The sequence below is a fragment of the Exiguobacterium sp. s143 genome (genome assembly GCF_018618895.1).
GTDB lineage: Bacteria > Bacillota > Bacilli > Exiguobacteriales > Exiguobacteriaceae > Exiguobacterium_A > Exiguobacterium_A abrahamii.
This window is the reverse complement of record NZ_JACSMX010000001.1, coordinates 1,446,168-1,459,160: the sequence shown is the minus strand read 5'-3', so window position 1 is coordinate 1,459,160 and position 12,993 is coordinate 1,446,168. Positions and strand designations below refer to the sequence as shown.

Annotated in this window: 9 protein-coding genes; 5 read left to right on the top strand and 4 right to left on the bottom strand. The window is 47.9% G+C overall.

The annotated features are described in order from the left end of the window. Positions 1–376: 376 nt before the first annotated feature. Entirely contained in the window at positions 377–1,246 is an 870-nt protein-coding gene (locus KNQ03_RS07595; protein ID WP_214724157.1) for a hypothetical protein, read from the bottom strand. A gap of 180 nt (positions 1,247–1,426) precedes the next feature. Between KNQ03_RS07595 and KNQ03_RS07590 the strand changes: the two genes are divergently transcribed. Next, the gene (locus KNQ03_RS07590) at positions 1,427–2,626 is read left to right on the top strand and encodes a multidrug efflux MFS transporter (RefSeq protein ID WP_195864362.1); all 1,200 of its coding nucleotides are present in this window, start codon (positions 1,427–1,429) and stop codon (positions 2,624–2,626) included. A gap of 23 nt (positions 2,627–2,649) precedes the next feature. On the opposite strand, the gene KNQ03_RS07585 is transcribed toward KNQ03_RS07590, so the two are convergent. After that, the gene (locus KNQ03_RS07585; RefSeq protein WP_256443267.1) at positions 2,650–5,529 is read right to left on the bottom strand and encodes a sensor domain-containing protein; all 2,880 of its coding nucleotides are present in this window, start codon (positions 5,527–5,529) and stop codon (positions 2,650–2,652) included. A gap of 226 nt (positions 5,530–5,755) precedes the next feature. On the opposite strand from KNQ03_RS07585, the gene KNQ03_RS07580 reads away from it, so the two are divergent. Both KNQ03_RS07580 and KNQ03_RS07575 read left to right on the top strand, forming a co-directional pair. Continuing rightward, positions 5,756–6,544, top strand: coding sequence for a flagellar hook-basal body protein (locus tag KNQ03_RS07580; protein ID WP_133207829.1), 789 nt, complete (start codon positions 5,756–5,758; stop codon positions 6,542–6,544). Positions 6,545–6,556: 12 nt separating this feature from the next. Next, positions 6,557–7,339 (top strand): flagellar hook-basal body protein, encoded by a 783-nt coding sequence (locus KNQ03_RS07575; RefSeq protein ID WP_214724153.1) that lies wholly within the window; start codon positions 6,557–6,559, stop codon positions 7,337–7,339. 52 nt (positions 7,340–7,391) lie between these two features. Here the strand turns inward: KNQ03_RS07575 and KNQ03_RS07570 are convergent, their stop codons facing one another. Together KNQ03_RS07570 and KNQ03_RS07565 are read right to left on the bottom strand one after the other, a co-directional pair. Next, the gene (locus KNQ03_RS07570; protein WP_214724151.1) at positions 7,392–8,240 is read right to left on the bottom strand and encodes an NAD(P)-dependent oxidoreductase; all 849 of its coding nucleotides are present in this window, start codon (positions 8,238–8,240) and stop codon (positions 7,392–7,394) included. Positions 8,241–8,340: 100 nt separating this feature from the next. After that, positions 8,341–10,881, bottom strand: a complete 2,541-nt coding sequence (locus KNQ03_RS07565; RefSeq protein ID WP_214724140.1) for a HAMP domain-containing sensor histidine kinase — start codon at positions 10,879–10,881, stop codon at positions 8,341–8,343. 249 nt (positions 10,882–11,130) lie between these two features. Here KNQ03_RS07565 and KNQ03_RS07560 point away from each other — a divergent pair, with 249 nt between their 5' ends. Further along, complete coding sequence (locus KNQ03_RS07560) at positions 11,131–12,288, top strand: AI-2E family transporter (protein WP_050676937.1); 1,158 nt, start codon at positions 11,131–11,133, stop codon at positions 12,286–12,288. A 67-nt stretch (positions 12,289–12,355) separates the two neighbouring features. Further along, a complete protein-coding gene (locus KNQ03_RS07555; protein ID WP_023469481.1) occupies positions 12,356–12,679 on the top strand; it encodes a winged helix-turn-helix transcriptional regulator in 324 nt (107 codons plus the stop codon). The last annotated feature ends 314 nt before the right edge of the window (positions 12,680–12,993 follow it).

The following is a 12,993-nucleotide window of genomic DNA, read 5'->3' as shown; positions in this document are numbered from 1 at the left end:
CGCGACAGCGCGCATTTCATGCGAGTTGTCGGGTCTTACCTATCCCTGACGAAAGTGCTGCTTGCACTTTCTTTTCCTGCAGGAGTCGAGAATGGACAAGTTCGTTCGATATGAATCAAACCAATAGGGAGTCCAGTTTCCGAAGTACGTATCGGAAACTGGACTCCCTTTGTTTTAAACATAATGCAATGCCATGGTACTAAATGATCATGTGCCTCCTTGTGCTTCATCCGACTCCTACAGGGAAAAGCGCGATTTTGCGCTGTCAGAGACAAACAAGACCCGGCTTCACTGTTATACGAACAGTGAAGACTGGCTTGTGTCTCGCCTGAGGAAAGCGGATGAAAAGCAAAGGGGGCAGACAGATGAAGATAGCTCACTGCGTACTACGCATGAATGTTTGGTACGCTTCAAAATCATGATAGACGATCGCACTTGGCGGCAGTGAACTGGCCATCGTTTGATTGACGAGCTGATTCAGCTGCGTCCGCGTCTTGCCATAGAACGTGATGTCCGGTGTCTCTGGAAGTTCAGTGAACTCGATTGCATACGATAACGTGTGATTGTTGCTTGCGGCATAGAGCGCGTCCGTCATTGTAATGGCACCAAGTCCATTCCCACCACCATAGACAGTTCGGTAACTCATCAACGTGACTTCATCAGCGAGCTCCATTGCCCATTCACTGAGAGGGCGACCGCTTTCATCCTGTACGGTATGGAACCAGAACGGAAGGAACAGTTGCAGCGGTAATCCTTCAACAGACGCTTTCTCGCGAAAGGCAAGTAAAATCCGTTCATAGGAGGCGATGACACGTGGTTGGTCCGTCTCCCATTCCGGTAAGGCATATGGTTCGAGATCAACGCTGATGCCGTCCGGATGACTGATCGTTTCCTGCTGATAGGTCGAAATCCAGGCTAACGGATCCTCGACGTTTGGTCGAGCTGTCGTACCTTCGTTTGTGATCCAGCGCGGCTGTCCGAACAAAAAGTACACTTCGATGCCGACAGCATGCGCTTTTTCAACGAATGTTCGGTAGAGAGTACGGTCACCCTCGACAGCGACATGCAGATAGACACGTTTCATCTGTCTGTTTGCCAGCTGATTGATCTTCGTTGAAATGGATTTGGCCTCTGGGATGGACCAGATGACCGTGTGACGAGTGACGGAAACGGCAGCTGAACTCTTGAGTGGTAGTCCGAATTGAAGCAACGACAGACAGACTACGCTTATCAAAAAGCGTTTCATTTCAATTTCACTCCTTCGTGTGGATTACCTTACTATCGACCGTCAAGCAGTTGCTTATATGCATCAAAGGTCCTGTTCTACACTTTGACAGTTCAAATCCTAGACATTTCACAATGTGAAGTGTATATTAAAAGTTGTTGAATTGAAACGAATTGTAAATAAAAAGGAAGTGATGCCACAATGCCATTGTGGAAAAGAAATTTAGTTGTCGTTTGGTTCGGTAGTTTTTTGACCGCTGCAGCCCTCAGTCTCGTGTTACCGTTTTTGCCTTTATTCATTGAAGAACTCGGTGTCGACAGCCGACAAGATATTACGACCTGGTCCGGTATCGCCTTTGGTGCAACCTTCCTCGTCGCTGCGATCGTCTCACCAATCTGGGGACGTCTCGCCGATCGAAAAGGACGGAAGCTGATGTTGCTTCGCGCAAGTCTTGGTATGTCGATCGTCATGTTCTTGATTAGTTTTGTGCAAGACGTCTACCAACTCGTATTTTTACGTCTTGTCATGGGAGCCGTATCCGGATTCATCTCAGCCGGAATTACACTCGTTGCTTCCCAAACCCCAAAAGAGAAAAGTGGCTGGGCGCTCGGCACCCTGTCGACCGGTGGGATTGCCGGTGGATTGCTAGGACCTCTCATTGGAGGATTCCTCGCCGACGTTGTTGGGCTTCGACCCGTTTTTCTCTTTACGAGCGTACCGCTCTTCATTACCTTCCTCGTGACCTACTTCTTAGTTAAAGAAGAATTCGTCCCAATGGAAGTCAAAAAAATGGCGTCCGCGAAGGAAATCATCCAGTCGCTCCGTCATCCGGAACTCATCTTGAGTCTCTTTTTGACGACGTTCCTGATTCAGTTCGCGGCACAATCAATCAGTCCGATCCTGTCGCTCTACGTCCGGGAACTCAGTCCGGGAACAGAACGTCTGGCGTTACTATCCGGGATCGTCGCTTCAGCACCAGGGATCGCAGCTTTGATCGCAGCGCAACGACTCGGTCGTCTCTCCGATAAGATCGGGGCAGAGCGTGTCTTATTCTTTGCATTACTTGTCTTTGCCGCTTTCTTGATTCCGCAAGCGTTCGTCACGGATACAAGTCAATTGATCGTCTTACGGATGGGAATCGGTTTTGCGACAGCAGCACTGATGCCGTCGGTACAAGCACTGCTTCGGAAGAATACGCCAGCCAATGCGTCAGGACGTATCTTCGGGTATAATCAGTCCGCGCAGTTCATGGGGAACTTCCTCGGACCACTCGCGGGTGGACAGATTGCTGGTCACTTCGGTTTTGAAGCCTTGTTCCTCTTCACCGGCTTGATCGTCATCACGAATGCCGTACTCGAGCGGACGCAGACCGCTGTCTTGAAAAAGAATCCGAATAACTAAGGAAAGCTTCCATTCCCGTTTGATTAAGGGGATGGAAGCTTTTTTTTTACAGTCGATTGTTCGAAGAAGTCGTCGACGCGCGAATGATGGGAATGATTCAACTGTTCTTGGACGATGAGAGACAAGGCGCGGACTTGGAAGTCAGCGACGTAATAGAAGAGACCATTATCGAGTTCAGAAATCGACGTCGGTTCAATGAAGATGTCGGGATGTGTCAGGTGATGCAATTGCAGGGAGAGTTCCAGTTTATGCTTCACCGGCAATCGAATCGAGGAATAGAAAGAAATCGTTCGATTCGTACAACGATTGATCAAGATTGGGGACGATCCGACTTGGATCGCCTGTCCATTCAGCTTCGAAATCGTCACCTTCGCATGGAGACTAAGAATCGGCTCCTTCGGTGGAGCAGTGCCCGTATCTTTCGGATAGAGAATACTGTTCTCAAGCAGTTTCTTAAATGTTTCGATATCGACAGGTTTACTGAAGAGATAGCCTTGAATCATATCACATTCTAGATCTCGATACAGGTTCAGTTGTTGCATGTTCTCGATACCTTCCGCAACGACGGTCAAACCGAACTCCTTCGCCATATAGATGACACTTTTAATGACAGAGAGGCTCTTTGGATCGTGTTCAGCATGGATCGCGAACGATCGATCAATCTTCAGGCAATGTACCGGATAACGCTGGACGTAAGAAATCGATGAATAAGCTGTTCCGAAATCATCGAGTGATAGTTTGACACCGAGATCAACGAGACGGTCGAGTGTCTCGAGGACTTGTCCGCCTTCTAGTAGTACATCCGATTCAAGTAGTTCGATTTCTAAGAGATGACCAGGAACACCATGTTTTTTTAGATGTTGTTCAACGACGCTCGCAAAATCACCGTAGAACAATCGTTTCGGTGATAAGTTGATCGATAGCGGAACGACATGCTCCGGTTGTTCATCGAGTAGATCACGAATCAATCGACAGGATTGGTCGAGTACCCAGTCACCGATGTGGATATAGAGATCACTTTCTTCTGAAAGGGACAAGAAATCCTTTGGTGCCAGTCGTCCCCATTCTGGATGGTCCCAGCGAATCAAGGCTTCCGCACCAACGATACGTCCACTCCAACTATCGACTTTCGGTTGGTACTCAAGGAAGAGTTGATTTTTTTTGATGACATGACGCAAATCGCGTTCGAGTTGATAACGACGGTACGTCGTGATGTCGAGTTTCGACGAATAGAACTGGAAGTTACTCTTAGAGATCGACTTGGCACGGCGGAGTGCCGTGTATGTCTGTTTAATCAGTTCTTCAGCCGTATGATCGTGATGAGCAGAATAGGTGATGCCGATGAAAACCTTCGAAAACAGTTCATAGGACAAGACGTCGAACCGGTGATGGGTTAGCTCGAGCAATTGATTAGCAAGTCCGATTGCCCGTGTTTCGTCAATCTTACCTTTTAAGATGATAAGGAATTTATCACCGAATAGATGACCAATAAATACTTCTTTTTTGATAAGCTTTTTCACGGCTGCACTCGTCTGACGGATCCATTCTTCCCCGATTTCGTGACCGAATCGCTCAGCGAGACGGCTGTGTTGATTAAACGTGACCGTTAATAAAGTGAAGGGGGAACGATGCTTCAATAATTCCCGAACCTGTTCTAACGTAAAGGCATGATTGGGTAAATCAGTGATCGGGTCATGCATCGACAAGTGCCAAATCTCATGCTGTTGTTCCTTTAGACGCGTGATATCGGTCGAGACTCCATAGTGACCGAGAACTTCACCATGTGCATCGATGATCGGGATACACGTCTCTTCGACCCAGAATTGGCGGTCGGGATAGTTTAAACGATAGACGAGTCGAACGACTTCCCCTTGACGAATTTTCGGATATGCCTCCCGCATGAAGACGAGATCTTCGGATGAGACGAGTTTCGTCCACAATTGATGATCCTGTTCGATTCGTCGGAGATAATCGGTGTACGGTTCGAGGAACCCGGCAGCATGAAACATCACGGTATTATCTTTATAACGATGCTCGTAAGCGGTCGTATGCAGCGACGTGAAGAACTTTTTAAGAGAGGCAATCGCAAGATCTCGTTCTTGCTCGAGCTGGATGAGCGATGTCGCATCCTTGAGAATGAAGAGGAGTGAGCTCGGAATCGTATCCGTCTGAACGACACCTTCACAGTGGACGATCTTTTGGAATTGACCTCTGCGCCCCATCCGTAACTGCATCGAGAAGGTTGGAATTTGCCCCATATGCAGTGCGAGACTTTGTTCGCGGAAAATCGTTCGATCCTCTGGATGGAGCTCTTCAAGAAAGTCATAGGTGTCCATCTTCGCTAAGTGTTTCTTAGAAAGTTGTAATAGTGTAGCGAGAGAGGGTGATGCAACGATTTCTTTTGACGTTGGGAAGTATTCAACGAAACTGACCCCTTCGATTGCGTTCGTTAATCGATCTTTCATCAATAAGCGCTGGTAATCGGTTCGGAGTTCTTGTTGCTGTGATACATCACGGGCAATCCCATAAAGACCGATGATGACACGTTGATCGTAAATCGGGATGTTCGTGACGTTCAACGTCAACCAATGCCCATCTTTATGACGAACCGTCGTCGTGAAGTGAACGGTTTCGCCCGAATAGACCCGTTTCTTGAACTGATTGACTTCCTCTACATCATTGGGCTTTAAAAACGTTTCGAAATGGAGTTGCTTAAGACTATTCCGATCGTAACCGAGCATTAGTGGGAATTTATTGTTGAAGGAAATGAAGTGACCCTTTGTATCCATCGTATAGACGGCATCCGGATGATTTTCCAAAAAATAAGTGACGTCGGACAGTGTGTATAAATCCAAAGACCCAGGCACAGTTCGTTCAGTGGCACGTTTTTTAAAGAAGCTCATAGGTTTCACCTCGAGAATCATGTTTTTGTTGTTTATAGCATAACAATATTTGTCAATTTTTAATATGTAATCTATTAAAAAAAAGGCGAACGGGATTCTGATAGGTCTTTTGATTCATCTCTTCCGAACATTACCTTTTTGTTCAAAAAAGCTCATAATTGATGAAGAAGCGACCGATATACTGAGAGGAAAGAATTGAACATGAAGTCAATGAGGAGATGAACGCATGCTACGAGGAATGTATACGGCGTCGAATGCGATGCAGGCATTACAACGCCAACAGGAAATGCTCAGTAATAACTTGGCGAATGCGCGGACGCCGGGCTTCCGCGCTGATCAAGCGTCACTCCGGACGTTTCCAGAGATGCTGATTCAGCAGACAGCAAACAATGAACGGACAGGTGTGCGGGGAGTTGCGACGGTCGGAAAACTCGCGACCGGTGTCTTCATGCAGGCAGCGACGCCGAACTTCACGCAAGGTTCAATCACGGAGACGGGCAATGCGACGGACTTGCAAATCAGTTCGCTTGAAGGGGCACCGCTCTTTACGATTCGTCATCAGGATCCGTTGACGGGAGAGGAAGAGACACTTTATACGACGAACGGACAGTTCGCCGTCGGACAGGATGGATTACTCCGGACAACGGAGAATGATCTCGTCCTAGATACGAACGGACAACCACTCAACGTCGTCAATGAAGATTTCCTCGTTGACGCGAATGGTGCCGTCACAGACGGAAACGGTCAGGCGATCGGTAACCTCGGTCTTGTCGTAACTGATCAACCGGAGACGCTTGAGCGGACAGGAAACGGTTTGTTCCGTTCCGCTAATCCATTGAACGCCGGAAATGTCCGAGTTGATCAAGGTGTACTCGAACTCGGGAACGTCGAGATTGAACAGACGATGGCAGAGATGAATGCTGGTCTGCGTCAGTTCGAAGCCAATCAAAAAGTCATTCAAGCGTACGACCGGACAGCGGAGAAGGCTGTTTCCGAAATCGGACGCGTTCGCTAATAGGAGGATACGATGCAATCAATCTATACATCCGCAAGTACGATGGGACAGTTGCAAAAACAGCTCGACACGACTGGTCAAAATCTGGCTAACGTCGATACGAACGGCTATAAACGTCGGGATGCCCAGTTCAATGAATTGCTCGTCCGTAACATCAACAACCAAGCGGCGGGCTTCACGCCAGGTCCATTAACGACACCAGAAGGACTTCGACTCGGTGTCGGAGGTTACGTCGCAAACGAAGCGACGCGCTTTGGCGTCGGAACGTTCCGGACGACGGATCGGAAACTCGACGCAGCACTTGGGAATCCACACCATTTCTTCGGTGTCATCGATACGGATGGCGTAACGAAGTTCACGCGTGACGGAAACTTCCAGTTATCACCGCAAGCGAACGGACAAGTCCTGCTGACGGACGATGCCGGACGCTCCGTCATCAACCAGGCAAATGATCCGATCGTCTTGCCGGCGAACGCGACAGAGATTGAGCTGAACAAGGACGGTAATATCACTGGGATCATAAATGGAGATCGGCGTGTCCTCGCTCGGGTCGGTGTTGCGGACATCCCGAACTACGGTGAATTGACGGAAGTCGGTGGTGGTTTGTTCACAGCAACTGGACAATACCAGAATGCAGCGGGCAATCCGTTGACGGTCGGTCGGCTTGAGACATCAAACGTCGATATGGCGCTTGAGATGACGAACTTGACGCAACTGCAGCGGGCGTATCAGTTCAACTCGAAAGCCTTGATGACGAGTGATCAGATGATGGGAATCGTCACGTCTCTTAAATAATCTCACAGCAAAAGGGTGATGCTTCTCACATCGAGAGGCATCACCCTTTTCATTATTTTTCTTGTAACGCGAGATAAATTGCTGCCATGTCCGCATCACCATAAGTCGGTTTTGCTTCAGCGTAGCTAGCGTCCGTCGCTTGCGCGAGTGGCAGCTTGAGCTGTTGGCGTCTCGCTTCAGCCGTGATCAGACCGAGATCCTTTGCCATCAGACGGAGCGGGAAGGCAGACGGGAAGTCATTCTTCCGGTACATGTCGCGTTTTCCGGTAAATAGCGGGGTGTTCATCCCGGAAGCACTAATCATCTGAATCAGCTTCTCTTTCTCGAGCCCCGCACCTTCTCCAAGTAACAATGTCTCCGCGACCCCTTGCCCGACGACGGCGAGCAATAAATTAATGGCGAGCTTCGCTGCACTGCCTGAGCCATGTGGTCCGAAATGAATCGTTTCTTTGCCGAGTAGGTCGAGATAGGGCTGACAGGTCGCGATGACTTCTGCGTCACCACCGGCAAGTAAGACGAGCTGACCGTTTTCAGCGACCGGAACGGATCCCGAGACCGGCGATTCCAAGTAGGTGCCACCGTTTTTTTCGACGAGACGAGCCACCTCCTTCGTTTCTTCCGGTGAGATCGTACTTAAGTTGACGATCATTTTACCGCTAAGAGTGGGTGTGATGTCTTCGATGACGGATGCGACAGCTGGTCCGTCTGCGAGCATGACGAAGATGATATCGCTTTGACGCACGACGTCCTGTGCTTCTTTGACAGCTGTTGCTCCTCGTTCAGTCAGCGGAGCTGTTTTTTCATACGTCCGGTTGTAGACGGTCAAGCCATGACCGCCGTCAAGTAGACGTGTTGCCATCGGTACCCCCATATGTCCTAACCCAATCCATCCAAGTTGCATGTCGATTCCTCCTTATCCTAATACGCTTTTGACTATACCCCGCACGTCGTCGAATCTAACGACAAAAAAGACCGTCCACATGATGTGAACGGTCAGGTGATTAATCTTCATACGTGAGGATGGTCGAGATGACAGCAATCGGGAAACGGATCGTAAAGGTTGATCCAACACCGACGACGGATTCGACATCAATCGTTCCGCTGTGGTGTTTAACGATCTCCTTACAGATCGATAGACCAAGACCGGTCCCACCGATTTTCCGTGTCTCGGAGTTATCGACACGGTAGAACTTATCGAACAACTTCGGAAGCGCGTCTTGTGGAATCCCGATGCCTTCATCCTGGATGCGGATTTGGGCGAAACCAAGTTCATTTGTAATCCGTATCAAGACTGTCCCACCGCTCGGTGAGTACTTGACGGCATTGCTGAGCAGGTTGTTCAGTAATTGCTTCATCTTTTCTGCGTCGCCGTCGATCATGATCGGTCCACGCGCCTCGAAATCAATCGTGTGCGTCTCGTGTGAGACATCATAGAACTCAATCAAGTCCTGGGCGAGTTCGACAACATCGAACGTAGTCATCTCATACCGATGTTCACTCGACTCCATCCGTTGAACATCGAGGAAATCATTGACGAGCGTCGTCAGGCGACCGGTCTCGGAGTGGATCGTCTGGAGATATTTCCGTTGCCGTTCTTCCTCGAACCGTTTATTAAGCATCAGCTCGGTGAAGCCATAGATCGAAGAGAGTGGGGTCCGTAATTCATGCGAGACGGTCGAGACGAATTCTTCCTTCATCCGCTCGGCTTCCGTTTCCTTTGTGACGTCACGGAGAACGAGCATCGTACCGACCCATGTACCGTCGACTTCAATCTTCTCAGCGTAAATCTGGATATAGGTACTATGCTTCCGGATCGAGACGATTAAGCTATCTTTCGGTAAATCGAGTTCGACGATCTGTTCGATGTACCGTTCGAACGCTACCGGTTCATCAATGATGTCAGCTAATGCCTGCATCGCTTGCTCGAAGGCGGAGCGTTCTTCGTCCTCGAACTGAGTCGGGACTTCCGGGAATAACGTCATCAGCGGTTCGTTGACGAGTAACTCATCTGTCTCATGTTCGATGTAGACGACGGCTTCCCGAATCGAGTTCAATAGTTGTGTCGTCTTGTTTTTCTCACGGATCATTTCCTCATAGATCCCCATCCGTAGGAGTGAGAGTGACAATTGATGCGAGAACGACAGGATGTCGCTCATTTGCTCCGTCGTGAAAGCATCGCGATAACGAACGAGGTAGATGCAGGCGATCATATGCTCTTTTGACGGATCCATGACAGGTACCGCGACCTCATACATATAGTACGGATACGGAAGCGGACTTTCGTGCGCGACCTGTTTCGATGAATGAACTGGACGCTTCAGGAGGCGTGCGCGGTGCAAGAGTGATTGATCATCGGAGACAAGACGACCGACCATCTCTTCCGTCATCCCATAATCGATCGTTGAACGGACTTCCTGTTGATCAAGGAACAACAATGCACCAATTTCAGAATGTGTGATCGAGACGAGCTTCTCGATGATTTCCGGATACGCCGTCAGTGTCTCACGGGACGCAAGCGTCTCGGTCAATTCATTGCGGTACTTGAGATGTTGTTCGCTCCGAAGCGTGATATCGAGTGCTTCCTCAAGCTCTTCCTGTTGCGCTTGCAGTTCTTCTTGCTGGGCGACGAGTTCCTCTTGTTGCGCTTGGAGTTCCTCGTTCTTCGCCAGCATATGGACCTTGTTATCGGCAATCGATGCCGCCATCTGATTAAACGATGTCGTCAGCGTATGCAGCTCGTCCTTGCGTTTCGGCAATGGAATCGCTTGAATGTCTTCTCCCGTCGCAAGTAGTGCGCTGTCGCGAGACAGTGCGTTGACCTGCTTCGTAATGCGGCTGATGAACGGACGAACGAGCGAGAAGAGGACGAGAATCAAGACGACGAGATTTGAGAGCCAGATGAACTGTGCAACACGCATTTCGCCTAGAAGGTCGTTCTTCGCATCGATCTCTTTCCCTTGAATCAATGTCAGATAATCGGCGAGTAACGTATCAATCCGTGTCATGTCGACATCAGCGTCTGATAAACTAACCGATCCGCGTAACGTACCGTTTTCAGTGAACAAATCTTTTCCGTTCGACAGCGCTGCGAGTGTATTCGGATCAACAAAATCTTCATTGATTTTCCCGTCCTTCTTTCCTTCGACGTATTCGTTGAGGAGCGGAAGTGATGTTCCGAAGTAATCGTCATACATTTGACGTGTCGCGGTTGCGTACTCTTTTCCTTGCTCGTACACGGCGTACTTCTCGAACCATGTCGTCAAACGATTGATTTCCTGTTGATTCGTCTTGACGGCATCAAGCGTTTCCTGTGAGCCAGTCAACAAATAGGATTTGACGTTACTTTGGGCGAGGGTCCACTCGCTTGCGAGGGCATTCGCATTGGTCCGTCGTTCACGTAAGTCATCAAACGTCGCATTCGCTTGATCAATCTTCTGTTCTGTATAGAAAAAAACGATTGCAGACGTGATGCTGAGAGCGACGAACACCATGTAGAAGGCGAACATCAACTGGCGACCGATGGTATGGTTGATCCATTTCACTAGGTTTTCCTCCGTATTCTATTTTACATGTATAAAAAAGGTTTCTTAAATATCGAATATACTTATCTTACGCAGAAACATACACACCATCAAATTTGAATCTGCAAAAATCACTAAAACAAATATATCATATATTTCTTAGTAAATAACGAACTATATATTTTCTAAGAATAAGGATTAGGAAGTATCGTTTTAAGGAAAACTATAGAGGATATTGAACTTCATATTTTTAAGTAGGGAAGTGGTTAGATGCAAAAAATGTTCGAAAACAAATGGTACCGATTCGCTTGGTGGGTCATGACGTTACTGATCATCGTCTGGATTGGTAATCACGTCACGTTCCTATTCCGACCAATCGCGATTCTGCTTCAGATGGTCGTACCACCACTCGCGATTGCTGGGATTCTCTATTATGTCTTGTTGCCAATCGTCGAGTTACTCGAGAAGAAGATGAAACGGCGACCTGCTGTCCTGATCGTGCTAGTCGGTTTGATTGGTATTTTAACGACACTCGGATTCATCTTTGGTCCGATGCTGTCGGAGCAAATCACGCAGTTCGTCAATTCGATTCCGACACTCGCGACTCAGTTCCAGCGGCAATTAGTCGATGTCCGGGATCAACTGGAGAATAGTGCGTTCTTTTCACGCTTCATGACGGGTCAAGACAACTTATTCAATAAGTTCTCTGGTAACATCTCGGAATATGCGTCGACGTTCCTGAAGAACATCGGCACGGGTGTCGGCGGGTTCGTCAGTGTCCTGACGACGACGGTCGTGACGATCGTCATCATCCCGATCATGTTGATCTATATGTTGCTTGATGGTGATAAGCTGAAAGGGAATCTCGTCAAGCTGATGCCGTACGAGTATCATAAGGAAACGAAGAAAATCCTCGGTGACGTCCACTTGACGATCATGAGCTACATCCGCGGGCAAGTCATCGTCAGCATTGGTGTCGGGATCATCGCCTATATCGGGTATCTGATCATCGGGATCGATTATGCGTTGTTGCTCGCGTTGTTTGCGACACTAACGAACATCATTCCGTTCCTCGGACCTGTCCTCGGTGTCATTCCAGCATTGATCGTCGGGTTCATTCAGGATCCGATTCTTGCGATTTATGCAATCATCGTCATGACGGTCGCGCAACAGATCGATTCGCATATCATGTCACCACTCGTGCAAGGGAAGACGCTTGACGTTCATCCGTTAACAATCATCATCGTCTTACTCGTCGCTGGGAACATCGCCGGTTTCTTCGGCGTTTTGCTCGGTGTTCCGTTCTACGCTGTCATGAAGGTCGTCATCTTGAATATCCGTCGTCTCTATCATCTTCGGTCACAAAAGAAGATGGTCATCACGGAGGAAGAGAAGACGTTCGATACGATCATCACAAAGCGCGATTGAGTTTTGAAATTCACGTAAAAGTGCGTCATACTGAAGAGGTAGCTAAGAAAAAGGGGGCAGGAATCAGATGGATTCACGTCATACCGAAGAACAAGCCGATTTACTGGCGTTGCAGAAATTCCAGCACAACTTCGAGAACAGTTTGAAGTCGAGTATCATTTATCTCTTGCGTGATGGTGCGTTGACAATCGGGGAACTCGAGCAACGGATTGATCAGTCGCACGGTCAAATCCTTGAGCAATTGCAGGAGTTGATCGAAGATGGACTCGTTGTCCAGCAGATGTCCGAGAAAGTGCACGGACTTGCCTATTATTTAACGGCACCCGCTGAAGATCTCGTCCGACAGTTCAAGGAATCGATCCGTTGGAGTAAGCAACACATTCGATACTAAAAAGCAGGTTTCTAGACCTACGAGCAGACGCTCGTAGGTCTTTTTACGTTTTTTAAAACTATGGTCATATAAAATTGAAATAAGCCAATTTTACACAAAATGGATAGAACTAGTATGAAATAAAATTACAATATATTTTAATTGTATATTATTCATAATATATATTATTTATATTTTAATGGTAAATTAATATCTAAAATACTGGTTAATAATAACTATTTAACCATTGTTTTTGTAAAAAATTGTATATTTTTATGGGGATTGCATGCATAATAATAGGTGTACGATTATTTTTTCCGTAGAAAAGGAGTGTT

Excerpts from the sequence above, each read along its gene's own strand:
- KNQ03_RS07575 (WP_214724153.1), top strand. The coding sequence starts at position 6,557 with ATGCAATCAATCTATACATCCGCAAGTACGATGGGACAGTTGCAAAAA.
- KNQ03_RS07570 (WP_214724151.1), bottom strand. The coding sequence starts at position 8,240 with ATGCAACTTGGATGGATTGGGTTAGGACATATGGGGGTACCGATGGCA.
- KNQ03_RS07590 (WP_195864362.1), top strand. The coding sequence starts at position 1,427 with ATGCCATTGTGGAAAAGAAATTTAGTTGTCGTTTGGTTCGGTAGTTTT.
- KNQ03_RS07560 (WP_050676937.1), top strand. The coding sequence starts at position 11,131 with ATGCAAAAAATGTTCGAAAACAAATGGTACCGATTCGCTTGGTGGGTC.
- KNQ03_RS07595 (WP_214724157.1), bottom strand. The coding sequence starts at position 1,246 with ATGAAACGCTTTTTGATAAGCGTAGTCTGTCTGTCGTTGCTTCAATTC.
- KNQ03_RS07580 (WP_133207829.1), top strand. The coding sequence starts at position 5,756 with ATGCTACGAGGAATGTATACGGCGTCGAATGCGATGCAGGCATTACAA.
- KNQ03_RS07585 (WP_256443267.1), bottom strand. The coding sequence starts at position 5,529 with ATGAGCTTCTTTAAAAAACGTGCCACTGAACGAACTGTGCCTGGGTCT.
- KNQ03_RS07555 (WP_023469481.1), top strand. The coding sequence starts at position 12,356 with ATGGATTCACGTCATACCGAAGAACAAGCCGATTTACTGGCGTTGCAG.